This is a genomic window from Novosphingobium sp. P6W, from assembly GCF_000876675.2.
GTDB lineage: Bacteria > Pseudomonadota > Alphaproteobacteria > Sphingomonadales > Sphingomonadaceae > Novosphingobium.
On the sequence record NZ_CP030354.1, the window covers coordinates 460359 to 477024 of the forward strand.

General features: G+C 60.2%; 13 protein-coding genes. 2 read left to right on the forward strand and 11 right to left on the reverse strand.

From position 1 onward, the window contains the following. Positions 1 to 235 precede the first annotated feature (235 nt). The gene (locus tag TQ38_RS27790; RefSeq protein ID WP_043976632.1) at positions 236 to 2581 is read left to right on the forward strand and encodes a hypothetical protein; all 2346 of its coding nucleotides are present in this window, start codon (positions 236 to 238) and stop codon (positions 2579 to 2581) included. Here TQ38_RS27790 and TQ38_RS27795 read toward each other — a convergent pair. Continuing rightward, entirely contained in the window at positions 2578 to 4560 is a 1983-nt protein-coding gene (locus tag TQ38_RS27795) for a PAS domain S-box protein (RefSeq protein WP_052505815.1), read from the reverse strand. The genes TQ38_RS27790 and TQ38_RS27795 overlap by 4 nt on opposite strands. Before the next feature lie 357 nt (positions 4561 to 4917). Here TQ38_RS27795 and TQ38_RS27800 point away from each other — a divergent pair, with 357 nt between their 5' ends. Continuing rightward, complete coding sequence (locus TQ38_RS27800) at positions 4918 to 7167, forward strand: TonB-dependent receptor (RefSeq protein WP_043976630.1); 2250 nt, start codon at positions 4918 to 4920, stop codon at positions 7165 to 7167. Positions 7168 to 7188: 21 nt separating this feature from the next. Here TQ38_RS27800 and TQ38_RS27805 read toward each other — a convergent pair whose 3' ends face one another. The 10 genes from TQ38_RS27805 to TQ38_RS27850 all read right to left on the reverse strand — a co-directional run bounded on the left by TQ38_RS27805 (position 7189) and on the right by TQ38_RS27850 (position 16450). Then, positions 7189 to 7521, reverse strand: coding sequence for a response regulator transcription factor (locus TQ38_RS27805; RefSeq protein ID WP_240198195.1), 333 nt, complete (start codon positions 7519 to 7521; stop codon positions 7189 to 7191). Between the two features lie 326 nt (positions 7522 to 7847). Further along, entirely contained in the window at positions 7848 to 8279 is a 432-nt protein-coding gene (locus tag TQ38_RS27810) for a hypothetical protein (RefSeq protein WP_052505812.1), read from the reverse strand. A 225-nt stretch (positions 8280 to 8504) separates the two neighbouring features. Then, positions 8505 to 8897: a helix-turn-helix transcriptional regulator gene (locus TQ38_RS27815; protein WP_043976711.1), complete on the reverse strand. Its 393-nt coding sequence runs from the start codon at positions 8895 to 8897 to the stop codon at positions 8505 to 8507. Between the two features lie 49 nt (positions 8898 to 8946). After that, positions 8947 to 9570, reverse strand: a complete 624-nt coding sequence (gstA, locus tag TQ38_RS27820; protein WP_043976627.1) for a glutathione transferase GstA — start codon at positions 9568 to 9570, stop codon at positions 8947 to 8949. Positions 9571 to 9572: 2 nt separating this feature from the next. Further along, positions 9573 to 10946 carry an MATE family efflux transporter gene (locus TQ38_RS27825; protein WP_043976626.1) on the reverse strand — a complete coding sequence of 458 codons (1374 nt, stop codon included), beginning with the start codon at positions 10944 to 10946 and terminating at the stop codon, positions 9573 to 9575. Between the two features lie 50 nt (positions 10947 to 10996). Further along, positions 10997 to 12406, reverse strand: a complete 1410-nt coding sequence (locus tag TQ38_RS27830; protein ID WP_205316202.1) for an aldehyde dehydrogenase family protein — start codon at positions 12404 to 12406, stop codon at positions 10997 to 10999. A 124-nt stretch (positions 12407 to 12530) separates the two neighbouring features. After that, positions 12531 to 13391, reverse strand: coding sequence for an aldo/keto reductase (locus tag TQ38_RS27835; RefSeq protein WP_043976624.1), 861 nt, complete (start codon positions 13389 to 13391; stop codon positions 12531 to 12533). Between the two features lie 5 nt (positions 13392 to 13396). Beyond that, complete coding sequence (locus TQ38_RS27840; protein WP_043976622.1) at positions 13397 to 14803, reverse strand: aldehyde dehydrogenase family protein; 1407 nt, start codon at positions 14801 to 14803, stop codon at positions 13397 to 13399. Between the two features lie 87 nt (positions 14804 to 14890). Further along, positions 14891 to 15166 carry a hypothetical protein gene (locus tag TQ38_RS27845; protein ID WP_052505811.1) on the reverse strand — a complete coding sequence of 92 codons (276 nt, stop codon included), beginning with the start codon at positions 15164 to 15166 and terminating at the stop codon, positions 14891 to 14893. Positions 15167 to 15301: 135 nt separating this feature from the next. Continuing rightward, a complete protein-coding gene (locus TQ38_RS27850) occupies positions 15302 to 16450 on the reverse strand; it encodes a Zn-dependent alcohol dehydrogenase (protein WP_370059839.1) in 1149 nt (382 codons plus the stop codon). Between the last annotated feature and the right edge of the window lie 216 nt (positions 16451 to 16666).

Here is a 16666-nt window from a genome sequence, read left to right on the forward strand (position 1 = left end):
TCCGATGACCGAGGTGGCTGGGCGCTTTGGCGCGGGGCACCAAGCGTCGACAATCAAAAGGGTCAGTGGTTGGCTTATGGGAACACATACTTTGGTCTAGTGATGTTCGGCTTGGAGGTCGTCTATCCTCAGCTCATGCTGGTACTTCCTTCGTGGCAAACGGTGACCTCCTTTCGACAGGGCCAGTTCCTCTCCGGTCGCTCATGCAGCCGCCTGAGCACAATGGAAAGCTAGCGTGACACCCACGGCCAAAAAACAGCATCACGATATCCGCCACGACCGGAGCACCGCCATAGGAGTTCAGGCTCATCCTCAGTTTCGGAAAAGGTTGATTGGCCGGGACGAGGTCGTACGCCAAACCGTTGCTCGTTTGCAGAAGGGCCGCCTTCTGACACTGGTCGGATATGGCGGAGTAGGCAAGACAAGCGTCGCCCTCGCGGCCGGCGCAGTCTGGGAGCGTCTTGCTCAAACAGAAGTCCTCTTTCTAGACCTTGCTCGGATATCGGACGCTGATTTTCTCTGGACGACGGTTTTAGCAACGCTGGGGGTAACACCGCTTGGCGATCCGCGCGAAACCGTGATGCGGCTGCTCGCCGACAGATCGACTTTGATCCTCCTCGACAATTGCGAGCATGTCGCCGCTGGGTTGGCCAGCGCTGTATCGGCCATCCTGGAAAATGCTCCAGCCGTCCGCGTTCTGGCTACGAGCCGCGAAGAACTACGCGTTGCGGGCGAGGAATTGATCCGAGTTGAGCCCCTAGCTGTTCCCATGTCAGGTTCCTGTCTCAGCGCTGCAGATGTTGCCAAACACTCGGCAGTCGAACTGCTGATCGAAAGGATCCGCGAACGAGATCCCGAGTTCGTGATGGCGGATGCGAACGCATCGGCTGCCGCCGATTTGTGCCGCCGGCTCGATGGAATACCGCTCGCGATCGAGCTTGCAGCGGCGCGCGTTGCCGCCACGGCTATTGAGGACGTGATCGAGCAACTCGCACAGCGGTTCGAGGTGCTCGCGGATGTCGACCTTCCAGTCTCAAGCCGGCATGCCGGGCTCCTCGCTGTACTGGACTGGAGCTACGGGTTCCTCACGCCAATCGAACAATCCGTACTTTGCACAGCCTCAGCATTTTCGTCCGACTTCGAAACGGCCGACGTCGTGGCATTGACCCCCCTGACGTTGTCGCAGGCCATGATCGGCGCCGCGCTTAATGGGCTCTTGGCGAAGTCGATGATCCAAGAAGCCGGCCCCCGGCGATTGAGAATGCTAGAGACGACGCGGGCTTATGCGCTTCAAAAACTGGACGCGGGCGGTGACCGTCAACAGACCTTCGATGCACTCTCGCGCCATGTCCTCGAACGCCTGCGGGAGGCTCAGGGCAGTGATAGCGCCCATACGCTCGCGCTTTGGGATCGTATACGCAGTGATGCTGCAGTGGCGCTCGAATGGACACTGCGCGGCAATGGTGACCGCACCTGTGGCATCGATATTGTCGCTGTGGCGCTCCCGACCTGGCTGCTTCTTTCCGAAATCAGCCGGTATGCCAGCGAATTGAGTGCCGCGATTGCGGCGGTCCATACGTTCGCTCCTGAAAGACGTGCCGACGAACTCCAGTTCGAGTTCAGCCGCTCCATCGCTCTCTATTTTGTCCGTGGTCCCAACCAGGACGGGATCAACTGCGGCAAGCGTGCGTACGGAATCGCGGTCGACACAGAAAAACTCGACAGGCAGTTGGATACCGCGTGGAATCTGCACGCGCAGACGTCCCACTGGGGAGACCATCGGGAGGCGCTGGTCTTCGCTCGTCGTTATCTAGAAACTGCGAAACGTCTGGGGGATCCGGTGCTGATCAACCAAGGCTGGCGCGTGATTACCCGTGGCTACGACGATCTTGGGTACCACCGTCGCGCGGAGCGTATCTTCCGTGAAATCGTTCAGCCAAACGCCGGAGCTACCGCACGACCGGTGACCGCGTGGGGGGCCGACGAAAAGCTAATCCGAATCTGCATGGACAGCAGAGTGCATTGGTTTGCGGGTAGACGGGACGTCGCCCTCGAGATTGGCGCTCATGCGGTTGAGGTCGGCGAGAACGAAGGCCAGGCTCACACCTTCTGCTGGATGCTTGCGCAGCATGTGATCCCGATGGCGTTATGGGCGGGCGCAACAGAGCGGGCTGAGCGTTACACCTCGATCCTTATCGATGTGGCGAGCCGCCATTTCGAAAACTGGGCGACTTGGGGCGAGATGCTTCGTGAGACAATCGATGTAATTGCCGGTGCATGCCCATCAGACCGTTTGGTCGAGCGTATCCGAACAAGTTGGCCTCAACGTCAGGACATATTTGCGACTTTGCACCCATCGCTGGCATGCAACGAGGCTGTTGCGCGCGCACAAGATCCCATGCACCGATGCTGGAGTACACCCGATCTGCTACGCCTCATTGCCGAGCAATCGTTCCTGGTGGGTAATGTCGAGAGTGCAGCGTTGCTAATCGGCCGTTCTCTCTCGCTTGCAGAAGTTCGCGGTAATCTGCCAGCAGCGATCCTTGCCCAGCGAATGCTTCAAGAGATGGGTTTGCGCTAATTCGCCTCGCGACGCCTCGGCAGATGGAAGCGGAAAAGCGCGCCGCTGAGCGCTGACTGCCCCTCAACTGAAATCTCGCCCGAATGAGCATGGATAATTGATCGGCAGAGTGCCAAGCCTAGCCCGGTCCCGTCCGGCTTGCTTGAGACGAATCTCTCGAAAACATGATCGAGGCGATCGATGGGAATACCCGGCCCGCTATCGCAGACCGTACATTCAACGCATTCGTGCGTCACAGCGACGGTCACTTCGATCAGGCGCGGGCCTGTCTCTGCGCCGGCTATCGCCTGGATCGCGTTGATAACCAGGTTCACAGTGACCTGCTCGATCTGCCTGCGATCGACGTCGACGAGGTCGCCGCCGCTCGGCCCATCGAAAACCAGTTCGATACGATGGGATCGCGCCTGCGCCTCTATCAACTGAAGCGCACCTGCTACGACGTTGCTAAGCCGCTCCGTCGACATCACCGGTGCGCGACCGGATGCCATTTGCCTTACGCGGGCAATAATACCGCTCGCTCGCCGCGCGGAATTTACGATCCGGTCGAGCGACGTACGCGCCTGCTCGATATCCGGTTCCAAGCGATCGAGCCAGCGTAGGCCGGTAGCGCCTGTTGTTGCGATCGCTGCTAGAGGCTGCGAGATCTCGTGTGCAATCGAGGCCGACAGTTCACCCAGCAGGGATATTCGCGAAGCATGAGCGAATTCCGACTGCAAGCGTCCAAATGCTTCCTGAGCTTCGAGGCGATCGCCGATGTTGATCATTCCAATGACTGACAATCGCCGCCCGTTTTCTTGGATAGTGGCGCTGGAGAACAGTACATCGACAATCCGTCCGTCGAGCGTGTTCAGTTGGGTTTCTTCCTCAAAGGCCGTTCGGGCTACGCCGGCAGCGAGAATGCGGGCTAGCGTATCGGGTCGATGCTGCCAGGCGAAGCTGATCGGCACGCCGGCAAGGTCATCCCGGTCATCGGCTCCCAGAAGAACGGCAGCTTGGGGATTTGCTTCCTCGATAAAGCACATTTGTCCCACGCGCTCGAGGACGGTCGGATGGGCGAGCAGGAAAGCCGCAACATCCGTGCCAGGAGCAAGCCTCAGTTCCTGGTAATAGGCGTTAAGCGCGTCACCGTTAACGCGAAGGAAGGCCATGGGCATATGGTGAAATAGAGCGCGATGATGTTCGCGGCTTCGTTCGGCCTCCGCATTGGCATGCCGTAGCTCGGTCGTATCGACAATCCCGATCAGGACCCGGTCCTCGCCGACCCCGTCTGGTGCCAGACAAGCGGTCAAAACCCCATAGAGGTCGTCGCCCGATCGAGTTCGCAGGTGAACTTCTCGCGTAAGACGGGGAATTCCTTTGGAGCGGGCCAGCAGTGTATCGAGAAAAACCGCGTTGCTGTCCTCTGGCCAAAGCGGGGCTAGCGTTTCAAGGCCGTCTTCGCTTGTGAAGCCGAGGATCTGCGCAACGCGATCATTGACTTCAACGATCCGCGCGGCCTCGATCAAGCGTTTGAACACGGGAGGCCTTTCAAGTACGAACGAACGTACATCGCCATCGGCGGCCGCGCTGATCTCGGCGAGCAGATCGAGACTGTTGGAAAGGTCGATGTCGAAAAATGCTGCGGTCATCGCATGGAAGAGGTTGCGATAGCGCTTTTCGTCCTCTCTCAATGCGCGGTTCGATCCTCGCTCTTGAGTCACATCGCGAGCGGTTTCCACGACATAGCGCAGGTCGCCGTCCGAGCCGAACCGGGCCTTGAACTCAGACATGACGATCACGGTTTTGCGTTCGGCCGACAGACGTGCAACTTCCAGGCTGCTTTCGCCATCGCCGCCCAGAGTACGCACGTCAAAAAACGGACGGCTGTTCAAAAGTTCATCGGCGTGATTACCAACCGCTTCGATGCGAGACCAACCGAATAGCCTTTCGGCGGCGCCATTCCAGAACAGAATTGTGCCGGCTTGATCGCGCACAATCACAGCGTGCTCCACTAAGTCGAGGACGTCTGCTGCGACAGGGGCAAGCACGAAGGGGGCAGAAGGAGGCAAAGGTTCGCAAGAGCTCCGCTCTAGGGTGACAGACAGCGGATCGTTCGGGCCATCCGGCTACAGACAAGTGGCGGGGGTGGGTCGTACCCATCCCGCTCCAGTCCTTGGCGAAGTCCCCGCGCACGCGGCAAAGAAGTATAACTAGGCTCGAACCCCTCGGTTTGTCGCCCCATACCCCGGTATGGCCTACCGGCGATCTGGTGTCTCGGAACCCATACTGATGGACGGGTAACGCGTAGTCGTTTTGGCAATTAGCCTGCCTGGCGCCGTTCAAGGGTCGGGGGAGCGATGGGCAAGTCATTTTCAGGATACAGCGTTTTAGCGGTCGTGGCGGCGGTTCCCTGCAGTGCCATGGCACAGGATGCTCCACCATCTGGGGATATCGTTGTTACGGCGTCCAAGGTCGGGAATGATGCTGCCCAGGAAGGTCGCTCGGTGCAGCTTCTCGAAGGCGCAGATATTCGGGCACGAGGAATCACCCACCTTGCCGATCTCGCAAGGACGGTTCCGGGGCTCACCTACACCCAGGCCAGCTATGGAACGCCGATCTATACGATCCGCGGTGTAGGTTTCTACGATTCTAGCCTCGCGGCGCCCCCTGCTGTGAGCCTGACTATCGATGAGGCCCCACTGCCCTATCCGACCTTAGCAGGTGGCGCGATGCTGGACCTGGAACGCGTGGTTGTCCTCAAGGGCCCCCAAGGAACACTCTATGGACAGAACTCCACCGGCGGGACGATTAACTTCGTTGCCGCCAAACCCACAGACCAACTCGCCTTCGGCGCCGAGGAGTCGATTGCGCGCTTCGGAGAATCAGACACCGAAGCGTTTGTCAGCGGACCTATCACGGCGACAGTGGGGATGCGCTTGGCGGCACGCTATGAACGTGCTGGCGCATGGCAGCGCAGCGATACGCGGGATGACAGCCTTGGTGCGCGAGATTTCCTGACGGCTCGACTGCTGACCCGTTGGACGCCCTCGGCTAGAACAACGATCTCTCTGAACCTCAATGGTTTTCGTGATCGCTCGGACAATGAGGCCGGCCAACTGGTTGGCATTTACACTACCAGTCCCGCCGTTGCGGCGTCGCTCGTAAATCACCCGATCGGCACGCGAGGTAATCGCGTTTCAGACTGGGGGCCGCGCCGAACCTATGGTCGCCATGCCGATTACGGGCAGGCAGTACTCCGGATCGATACGAGGGCATCATTTGGTACGGTGACATCGATATCAAGCGCGCAGAACTTGCGGCGCGACGATAAGACTGACAGCGATGGGACAAACCTCCAGTTGTTCGAAGCTGGGCTGCCCGGCCGGGCGACGATTTTGGCGCAGGAATTGCGGGCTTCGGGCGACCTTGGCGCCTCGTTCCATTGGATTCTTGGAGGGAACTACCAGCGTGAATGGATCCGAGACGGGCTTGATGCACGATTCGCGGATGGAAATTTCCCCTTCGATGGTACGAACGTGCGGACCCGCCAGAATGTGGGCACCTGGGCGCTCTTTGCCAACGGCGACTATGCGCTAACGCCTGAACTGGTACTGGAAGGCGGCTCCCGGTACACCGACGAGATACGGCGCTTCGAGGGGTGTTCCTACGACGATGGCGACGGCACAGGCGCGGCATATGTCTCAAGAGTGGCCAGCCTCCTATCCGGTAGCACGGTAACGATCGCCCCCGGTGGGTGCGCCACCCTCGGTGCCGACCTGCGGCCGGCCGTCGTTCAAGATAAGCTAAAGGATCGGAACTGGTCTTGGCGAACCGGCCTGAAGTGGCGGGCAGCCGACGGCCTCCTAATTTATGCGAATATCAGCCGCGGCCACAAGAGCGGCGCCTTCATAACTACCGGAGCAACCTCGGCGGGGCAGTTCGCGCCAGCTCGACCGGAATCGGTTCTGGCATATGAGGCCGGCGTCAAGTTCTCGGACGAGGCGCAGCGGTTCACGGTCAGTGCTGCTGGATTTTATTATGATTATGACGATAAACAGCTAAAGGGGAAGGCAATTGACCCGCGCCTCGGCCCCTTGTCCGGTCTCATAAACGTTCCCAGGTCGCATGTGGTTGGAGCTGAGATCGACCTTTCGTGGCAACCTATCGCGGGCATCGTCTTAACGGCCGCGGGGAGCCGAACACGCTCGCGCATCGACGGCGATTTCCTCAATTACGATGGTCTCGGACATCGCACTGACTTGTCCGGAGAGCGGTTTCCGCTCACCCCCGGTTGGCATCTCACAGGAGGCGCCGACTATCGGCGGGAAATAAACGAAGACTGGAAGCCATTTTTTGGAGCCCACGTTTCTTACCAATCGAGGACAAACGCGGGCCTTGGAAATCTACCTCTGCTTGCCATGCCGGGTTATGCACTCATTGACGCCCGAGCAGGTGTGCCGTGGGGGCGGTGGGCCGGCGAAATGTTCGTGCAGAACCTCGGGGGTGCCCGCTATGCTACGTTCATCAGTGCAGTCTCGCCCGATACCGTCGTCAGGCTGGCTGGCCGGCCGCGAACCTTGGGCCTTCGGCTGTCATACCAACTGTAAAAAGCTCGAGTTTGGAGGTCTTCAGCCGAACTGCGCAGACAGATGATCGATCAACTCTTCCGAATCAAATGGCTTGATCAGCACGCAGCGTACGCCGGCTGCGGAAGCCCGCTGCTGAACATCATGCGTCGGGAATGCCGTTATAAGAATGACGGGTTTTTCGTGCCCCTGGATTTGCTCGGCAAGCTGGAGACCGCTTGTTCCCGGCATCTGGATGTCGCTGATGATGCAGTCGACGTCGTCGACCGCCTTGGCCGCGAGAAAGCTGTCGGCGCTGTCGTAGAGCTTTGACCGATATCCCAGACTCTCCAAGAGTCCATCCAGGGCGGCGCGGACGTCTTCATCATCATCCACGACCGCAATTACATCGGACTTCAATGATTCTCGGGACCTTGCTGACACGAACTCTGGGTCTCCAGCTGATTTGCAATCCATGACCGAGTTGGGTCGTGCCGACAATGGGTACAAAGGTAGTCACTTGCGCTTCACATAACGAAGCGCGTGAGGGGCCGGACTGGTTCCCTCCGGCGAAGCGAGGAGCGCGTATCCCATACCATCGTATCGGTCGGTGGCCTTTCAACCCAGCAGCGCTGGGCAAGGATCGATGGGATGGGCAAATCACAGGCGGACGCCTTAATCGGACATGCCACACGCCGGTGGGCGCGGCAATTCGATCGGGTTTAGGCGTAAATCACGTTCGCTGTTCTTTCTCTTGAACGAGGTGTGACAGGCATAACGCTGTTGGCTTCGACGTCGGGTTCCTGCGCATCCATCATACACTCACGCGGACACAAACTCTCGATCATGCGCTCAAACTGCGCTTCGCTCCAACCACCAAGCAGAAATGCTCCAATATCGGCCGACGGTGTCGCCCAGCCATAGCGACGTGCAACGCTGGCTGTGCGGCGCAGCATTTCCAGGCATGGCGAAGTGATCTGTTGCGGGCCACCACCCATCATGGCCAGCAGCGACCGGCCAAACGGCGACCATTGCAAAGGGACGCTTGTATCTTGCGCTCCAATGGCGATGACCAGCCACTCGAGGCTGGTGAAGTGTTCGCGGGCGGTGCCCGCACACGTCTCGACGAGAGGTGCTTCGGGTTGTGTCTGCATGGTATCGCTCCCGCATATACCGCACATTGAGCGGCAACCAGAGGGTGCCGCTGACGTGGCCTTTATACCATCCTACGCTTGCCGCAGTAGGCCCCTACTCCGGTATGGCTCTCAACAATTTTCGTACCGTGCGGGCGGAATGGTGCTGAAGCCCCAGCCTTGCGGCTCTATTATCCTGCCCCAGACGAGGTATCCTTCGGCTTCTGTCAGGTGGAAAAACGGCGATCAAGACGTAGCAATTGGCGTTGAAGCGAGTAGCTTGTTGGGGCGGGCGCTGCCGGAGCTACGCTCACGGTTTTCTTGGCGGAACGCCTCAATCGTGGCCAAAATCATCGGGCCATAGCGCTTTTCAAGCTCGGGCCAGCGCGTGACACTCAACAATCCGGGTCCCTTGCGCTCGCTGCGGATTAGTCCGGCCTCTCGCAGGATCACGAACTGCTTCGACAAGGTTGATTTTGCTACGCTGCGACCGCCGATCTGCAAATAGGGCGCGCAGCCCATCGGAATGTCCGCGTTCAGTAGATCGGTGAAAATTCTCAGGCGTAGCGGATCAGCGAGCGCGTGCAGGATTCCGCTGACGGAAATGTCTTCCAGAGCCGGATGTACAAGCGCTCGCATGCCGTAGAGATAGTATTCCCCTATCCTGGTGTCGAGAGGCGGGAGCCGCTCAGTTGCCGGCGACCTGGACCAGGCCAGGACCCTCTGCGGCAAAAGCCGCCAGCACGCTTGCCCTTTTTCCGATAGTCGAAAGATAGGATCGGAGGTTTGGCATCTGCGACAGATCGAATTGGAAGAAGAGCGACCAGCTTGCGATCACGAAGAGGTACGCGTCGGCAGCGGTGAACGTGTCACCGGTGAGATAAGTGCTATCCTCGAGGACCGCGTCGATCATTCGTAGGCGCTCTTCGAGGCGAGTGCGCACAAAGGCCTTGGCCTCGTCATCGATAGGCCAAAAGAGCGGGCTGAAGCCCTTATGCAGCTCGGCAGCGATATAGCTCTGCCATTCCATGACCCTGTATCGATCAATGGTGCCGGCGTGTGGCATAAGGTCTTCGCGGCTCGCCATGTCGCAGAGGAATTGGGCGATCACGACATTCTCCGTGATCGCCGATCCATCGTCCAGCTCCAGGAGGGGGACAAGCCCACGCTCGGCAACAAGTCTATAGTCGGAGCCATCGGCTCGCATCTTGGTTGTGACGTTCACGATCTCGAGTTCAAACGGCAATCCGGTCTCATGGAGGAGGATATGGATTGACATAGAACTGGCGCCGGGATGAGCAAATAGCTTCATGGTCACGTCTTTCTTGATGGAGAGTCGTCGAAGCCGACTCTGAAAAGGAGATTGAGAAGTCCAACGAGACCGAAGGCTGCCATTCCGATTGCGACCGAGAGGAACACCCCGGCAAGGCTCACAGCGATTAATCCGCCGCCGATCGCGATGACCGATCGGACGAACGCGCCGACGAGGGGCAATCTCATCCGGCCGGTGCCCTGCGCGGCGCAGTACAAGGCGAAGCCAGCCCCGAAGAAGCCGAAGAAAGGGCCCGTCTGGCGGAGATACTCGCAGCCCGCGTTTATGGCAGCCGGATCTTGGGTGAAGGCTCTGATCCAGGCCTCAGGCCAAGCGGCTGCGACGATGCCAATCAATTCGGTCAGCCCGGTCGCGATGCACACCCCGAGCCAAGCGGCCTTCAGAGCGCGCCGCGGATTGCCTGCGCCGATATTCGTGCTGACCAGGATCGCCATCGGACCGCCGATACCGAAGGCGAGCGGCACGAGAAAGAACTCAAGCCGCGCACCAGCGCCGTATCCAGCCACCGCGGCCGCGCCGTGCTGTCCAACAAACCCGGTCGTGATCGCGATCGTGAGATTGGTGCTTGCGCTAACAAGGGTCGAAAGTCCGCCGACGCGTAGAATCTCATAAGCCCGACCGATCGTAAGCCGCGGCATGGTGGGTGAGGGTGTCAGGACGCCCTTGTGGCGCCAGATATGCGCGGCGAAAATCGCGCCTCCGCCCGCATAATACAAGAGAAGGGCGATCGCACCGCCGGTTACCCCCAGCCCAGCGAAAGACCCGAACCCGAAGATCAGAAGGGGCGACACAGGCACGAGGATCAGCGCCCCACCGCACACGACCTGCATCGGCAGGGTAACATTGCCAGTGCCCCGCACGACCGACAGAAGCGCATTGAAAATCCATATGAGCGTCGCACCACCGAAGACGACGGTGGAATACGTCGTGGCGGCATGCAGCGCCTCGCCTTCAGCACCCATCGCCACATAGAATGTGCGGCCCAGCAGGAGGACGATCACAGTCGTCGCAACACCGAGCACAAGCGCGATGACGACCGCGTACCACGCGAGTTCCCCAGCATCGCTGCGGCGCCCTTGCCCGAGAGCCCGCGCGATCGCGCTTACGATGCCGCCTCCAACCGCCCCGGTCGAGATCGCCGCGACAAGAGCGACAAGGGGAAAGACCTCGGATACCCCGGCCAGAACATCGAGCCCGAGACGCGAGAGAAAATAGACTTCGAGCATGCTCACAGCCGATTGGGTGAGCATGACCAACGCATTGGGGCCTGAAAGAGCGAGGAGAGTCCCAAAGACCGGCGCCTCGAGAAGGCGCACGGTTCGGGGGTCATGGGAGGTCGAAGCGATCGTCGTCATGAGAAGTTTCGAAACGGAACGGCCGGGAGGTTTCCCTCCCGGCCGTTCCCTCAGGCTCCCTTCTTCTCATTGAGCACACGGCGCTGCGTGAAGTCCTCGATGCCTTCCATGCCATTCTGGACGCCGATGCCAGACTGCTTGGCACCGCCGAAGGGGATATCCTTCGGAAGGACCAGGTGGCGATTGACCCAAATCGTACCAGTCTCAATCTTCGAAGCGACTTCGGCGCCGCGCTCGACATTGCTGGTCCAGATGATGCCACCTAGGCCATATTCAATCTCGTTGGCATACCCAATGGCTTCTTCAATCGTGTCATAGGGCAGGATCGGCAGCACCGGACCGAACTGCTCTTCGCGCACGAGGCGGGCATCATGCGCAAGACCCGTCACGATCGTAGGGCGAATGAAGTAACCGTCGCCCTCGATCGCAGATCCGCCGGCCAGGAACGTGCCGCCCTCCTCTCGCGCGGACTCGATAAAGCCCAACACCTTGTCATATTGGGCCTTGTTCTGGATCGGGCCAATTGTCGTGGCTTCATCGAGGCCATCGCCGACGACGGCCGCGTCTGCGAGCCTCGCGAGCTCTGCTGCTAGTTCATCGACCATCGCCCGGGGCGCATAGATCCGCTTGGTTGCGAAACACACTTGGCCGGCGTTAATGAACGCCGCGAAGAAAATCTTCGGCGCCATGGCCTTCACATCCACGTCGTCGAGCACGATCGCGGCGTCGTTACCGCCTAGCTCAAGGGTGAAGCGTTTGAGCGTGTCGGCGGCCGAGGCTAGAACCCTCTTGCCGGTGGGGGTCGAACCGGTGAAGCTAACATGCGCGATGTCGGGATGGCTGGTCAGCAGCGGTCCAAGTTCATTCTGATCGACCAAGGTCTGGAAGACGCCCGCCGGGAAGAACTCGGCGGCGATCTCGCCGAGAAGGAGCGTGGTCAGCGGCGTCGTCGGTGCCGGCTTCGAAATCACCGTATTGCCCGCGACGAGTGCCGCCCCGATTTTGTAGGACAACAGCGCGAGCGGGAAATTCCAGGGCGTGATGGCGGCGATCACGCCCTGCGGATAGCGCTGCTCGACGATCAACTCGTCGCCATTGTCGCGCAGGACCTTGGGCTGCAAATCCTGGCTTGCGAAGAACTTGAGGGCATCGACCGTCTCGGCGACTTCGAAGCCGGCTTCGACGATCGGCTTACCAACTTCCTGCGTCAGCAGCCTTGCGAACTCGTCTTTGCGCGCCTCGATCGCCTCTGCGAACGCACCAACCTGTTTGGCACGGTCGACAAAAGGCGTCGCAGCCCATGCCGGGAACGCGCGCTTTGCCGCCGCAATCGCCTTTTCGGCCTGCGCCATATCGGCCTTCGGCGATGTCGCAAAGGACTTGCCGGTTGCGGGATTGATCACATCGATGGTGGTGGCGCCGTCGACGAGAGCGCCGTCGATCAATAGTTTCAGGCTCATAAGGTGTTTCCGTTCCGAAAGTTCTAAAGTTCGCATTTAGTGAACTAAGCGGGAAAATGGGGGCCGCATTCCTCATCGCAAGCGGGCGACGAGAATTTCTTGCTGGGGGTCCGCGGTCGTGACTTCAGGCGGACGCGCGGCCCGCCTTATCGAGTTCTTCGAATTCCGCGTCGGACAGCGCGATGCTCGATGCCGCGGCATTCTCTTCCAGATGGGCTACCTTCGACGTGCCGGGGATGGGCAGGATCACGGCGCTACGACGCAGCAGCCACGCGATTGCGATCTGGCCCGAACTCGCGCCATGCGCCTGAGCAATACGTTCGAGAACCGAGCCAGACTCTGTCAGTCGACCCGCCGCAAGCGGAAACCACGGAATGAACCCGATCGCGTTCGCTTCACAATGGTTGAGAACGTCCTCGCTTGCGCGGTCGGCTAGGTTGTAGCGGTTCTGGACCGTGGCGACAGGGAAAACCCGCTGTGCCATCTCGATTTGCGCCACGCTGACTTCGCTTAATCCCGCGTGACGGATCACACCTGTGTCCAGAAGATGGCGGATCGCTGCGAATTGCTCCCCCGCCGGGACTGCAGGGTCGATCCGATGCAGTTGCCACAGATCAATGCGATCCACCTTGAGCAATTCGCGGCTGCGGTGCGCCTGAGCGATCAGATAGTCGGGATCGCCATGAGGTTGCCACTGGTCGGGGCCGGGCCTGCGTAGCCCAGCCTTCGTCGCGATATGGAGGCCTGCTGCATAGGGGAACAGTGCCTCATGGATCAGCGGTTCTGTGACATCCGGTCCATAGCTGTCCGCGGTATCGATGAGATTGATCCCAAGCTCCGGGACGCGGCGCAAGGTCTCCAGCGCCGCTGCCCGGTCACGGGGTGGCCCCCAGACTCCCGGGCCGGCCAACCGCATCGAGCCGAAGCCAAGGCGGCGGACTGTCATGTTGCCGCCGACGGCGAACGTGTCTGGTCCCATGTTCATGCTCGTCACCCTCCCAGCTTCGCGTTGAGGACGCGGCGCTGGGTGAAGTCTTCCATTCCTTCCAACCCGTTCTGCAGGCCGATACCGGACTCCTTCGCGCCACCGAAGGGCACGTCCAATGGTAGCGCCATGTGCTGGTTGACCCAGATCGTGCCGGTTTCGATCCGACTGGCGACCGCAATAGCACGGTCGATATCGCTCCCCCAGATCGTTCCACCGAGGCCGAATTCGCTCGCGTTAGCTTGCGCTATCGCCGCGTCGACGTCGTCATAGACTTGTATTGGCAGGACGGGTCCGAACTGCTCCTCCTGGACGAGGCGGGCATTGTCGGGCAGTCCGGTGACGATGGCGGGCCGGATGAAGTAGCCGGCGCCGGTGGGATCGCCACCCGCGAGGAAGGTGCCGCCCTGGGTCCGCGCGGACTCTATGAACTCGAGAACCTTTTCGTATTGCATCTTGTTTTGTAGCGGCCCCATCGTGGTCGCTGGATCCATTCCGTCGCCCAGAACTGCGGCGTCGGCACGTTTTGCAAGTGCCTGAGCCAAGGGCTCGGCCAGAGCGCGCGGGGCATAAACACGTTTAGTGGCGTAGCAGACTTGGCCCGCGTTGATGAAAGCAGCTGCGAAAATCTTGTCCGCAACCCACTCGATATCGACGTCATCGAGCACGATCGCGGCGTCATTGCCGCCGAGCTCGAGCGTGAACCGCTTGAGCGTCTCTGCCGCCGAGCCGAGCACCTTTTTGCCAGTCGGGGTCGAACCGGTGAAGCTCACGTGGGCGACATCCGGGGCGCTAGTGAGGAGAGGACCGAGGTCATTAGCATCCACCAGTGTCTGGAACACGCCAGCGGGGAAGATATCCGCGGCAATCTCGCCGAGCATAAGCGTGCTCAGCGGCGTCGACGGCGCTGGCTTGGCGATAACGGTGTTGCCCGTGATGAGCGCTGGGCCAAGCTTGAACGAAAGCAGTGTCATCGGCCGGTTCCAAGGCATGATGGCGACAACGACGCCCTGGGCGTAGCGTTGCTCGATGATCCGCTCGTTCGCGTTTTCGCGGATAATATGATCTTCGAGTCGCTGTGCCGCGAAATGGGCAATGGCAGCCGTCGCTCGGCCGACCTCGAAACGGCAATCGGCGATCGGACCCCCGCGTTCACGGGTGAGCGTCTCTGCGATCCGGTCGGTATTGGCCGCCATCGCCTCTGCGAAACGTTCGAGGTACGGGCGACGACCTTCATAGCCGAGAGCTTCCCAGCGCTTCTGGGCGTGCTTCGCCGCCGCTATCGCCTGCTCGGCCTGCGCCTTGCTTGCGTGGGGGGCGTTCGCGAAGACCTTGCCAGTCGTTGGATCAATAACGTCGATAGTCGACGCGCCATCCGTCAGTTGGCCGTCGATCAAAAGGCGGTGGGTCATTTTCCGGTCTCCAGGTATCTTGTGTTGAAATCGATCGAGCGCATGTCAGACGCTGCTGTCTGCCCAATCAGAGCTAGCGTCGCGGGTTCATGGGTAAGGCGTCGGGTCAGGCACATCGACCATTCCGTGTCCTTCCGCGTGCAGCGCTGCGCGCACGGCAACACGGTTGCCGACGAGGGCTAGCAGCGCAGATATCCTGGGACAGGGTTGGAGGGAAATGTCGTAGAACCGGGCCCAACTCGTGATAACGAAGAAATAGGCGGCAGTCGCAGTGAAGGTTTCTCCGGACAGGAACGGACCGGCCAAGTCCTGCTCTGCAACGATAAGCCAACGGTTGATATGGGCCAGCACCAGTGCCGGCATCGCATCGTCGATCTCCTAATTGAGCGGGACAAAGCTTTTATGGAGCTCAGATGCGATGAAGCTTTGCCATTGCATTACACGGTAGCGGGCAATGGAGCCGGCCGGCGGCAGTGTACGGCTTCACGTCCGTGACCCTCAGAAGGAGGTGATCACAGACCGCGCAATGGCGCCGTGCTTCAAATCCTCGTATGCTTCATTGATCTCGCTGATGTTGACTTCGCGCGCGACAAGATCGTCGAGGTTGAAACGGCCCTGCAGATAAAGGTCCGCAAACATCGGGATGTCGCGCTTGATGTTGCTCGATCCCATGAACACGCCTTTGAGATCGATCTGGCGGACAATAACATCGAGACCCGCCAGCGAAAAAGTCTGACCCGGGCGATGGAGACCGATCAGATATACCGAGCCGCCGGATCGAACCATCTGGATAGCCTGCTCGGTGGTTGGGGTGAGCCCGATGACCTCAAACGCATGGTCAACGCCGCGCGGAAGAATAGCTTTCACTGCGGCTACGGCGTCGCCTTCCATGGCGTTGATGAAATCGGTCGCGCCAAATTTCCGGGCCAGTTCTTCTTTTTGGGGCTGCGTGTCGATCGCGATGATGCGGTCGGCTCCGGCAAGCTTCGCGCCAGCGATAACGTTGAGGCCGACCCCGCCGACCCCGATGACGACCGCGGTTTCCCCCGGTTTGAGATCGGCCGTATTGATCGCCGCGCCAGCGCCGGTGATCACGCCGCATCCAAGGATCGAGGCCTGGGGGAAAGGAACCGCGTCAGGCACCTTCACCAACTGGTTTTCGTGGACCAGAGTCTGTTCGGCGAAAGCCGCAGTGCCCCAACCAGTGTAAACGGGTTGGCCGTCGGAGGTCCGTGTCAGGCGATGCCCATGTTCCGCCGCGCGCATAGTCTCGTTCGGGTTTTCGCACTGGTAGGTTCGCCCCGACAGACACGACACGCAGTGACCACAAAATTGCACCAGCGATCCGACGACGTGGTCGCCGACCTTGAGTTCGCGAACGTCGGGGCCGACCTGCTTGACCACGCCGGCGAGTTCGTGACCCAGCACGGCCGGGAGCGGCGTGCCGAAATTGGCTTCAGCAAGATGAAGATCGGAATGACACAGTCCGCACGCTTTCACGTCGACCAGCACTTCGCGGCCTTTCGGAACGTCGATCCTGACGTCCTCGATATCGAAGCGGCCTTCGTTGGCGTTGAGGACTGCAGCCTTCATGATCCAAGCTCCTGTTGCGTCTGACCGCTCGGATGAGAGCGCCGGACAGGCCACCAAGATGCTGGAATTTGACCGATCATCCAGCCGTACGCCGGTATGGGGCGGGGCGCCGGAGGTATGCGGTGCAATTGGCGGGCCACCCCATACCAAGGTATGGGTCGGGCCGACCCGTGTCCGCTAGCGTCACCAGTGTCGCGAAGTTAGGGTGAAAACGTAGCAGAGGTGTATAAGGGGCGGTCGTGACAGCAGGAACGCAGCTCGCTCTTCGAA

Coding starts and splice junctions, on each gene's coding strand:
- TQ38_RS27830 (WP_205316202.1), bottom strand. CDS start 12,406: ATGAGCCTGAAACTATTGATCGACGGCGCTCTCGTCGACGGCGCCACC.
- TQ38_RS27825 (WP_043976626.1), bottom strand. CDS start 10,946: ATGACGACGATCGCTTCGACCTCCCATGACCCCCGAACCGTGCGCCTT.
- TQ38_RS27840 (WP_043976622.1), bottom strand. CDS start 14,803: ATGACCCACCGCCTTTTGATCGACGGCCAACTGACGGATGGCGCGTCG.
- TQ38_RS27835 (WP_043976624.1), bottom strand. CDS start 13,391: ATGAACATGGGACCAGACACGTTCGCCGTCGGCGGCAACATGACAGTC.
- TQ38_RS27845 (WP_052505811.1), bottom strand. CDS start 15,166: ATGCCGGCACTGGTGCTGGCCCATATCAACCGTTGGCTTATCGTTGCA.
- gstA (WP_043976627.1), bottom strand. CDS start 9,570: ATGAAGCTATTTGCTCATCCCGGCGCCAGTTCTATGTCAATCCATATC.
- TQ38_RS27810 (WP_052505812.1), bottom strand. CDS start 8,279: ATGCAGACACAACCCGAAGCACCTCTCGTCGAGACGTGTGCGGGCACC.
- TQ38_RS27815 (WP_043976711.1), bottom strand. CDS start 8,897: ATGCGAGCGCTTGTACATCCGGCTCTGGAAGACATTTCCGTCAGCGGA.
- TQ38_RS27800 (WP_043976630.1), top strand. CDS start 4,918: ATGGGCAAGTCATTTTCAGGATACAGCGTTTTAGCGGTCGTGGCGGCG.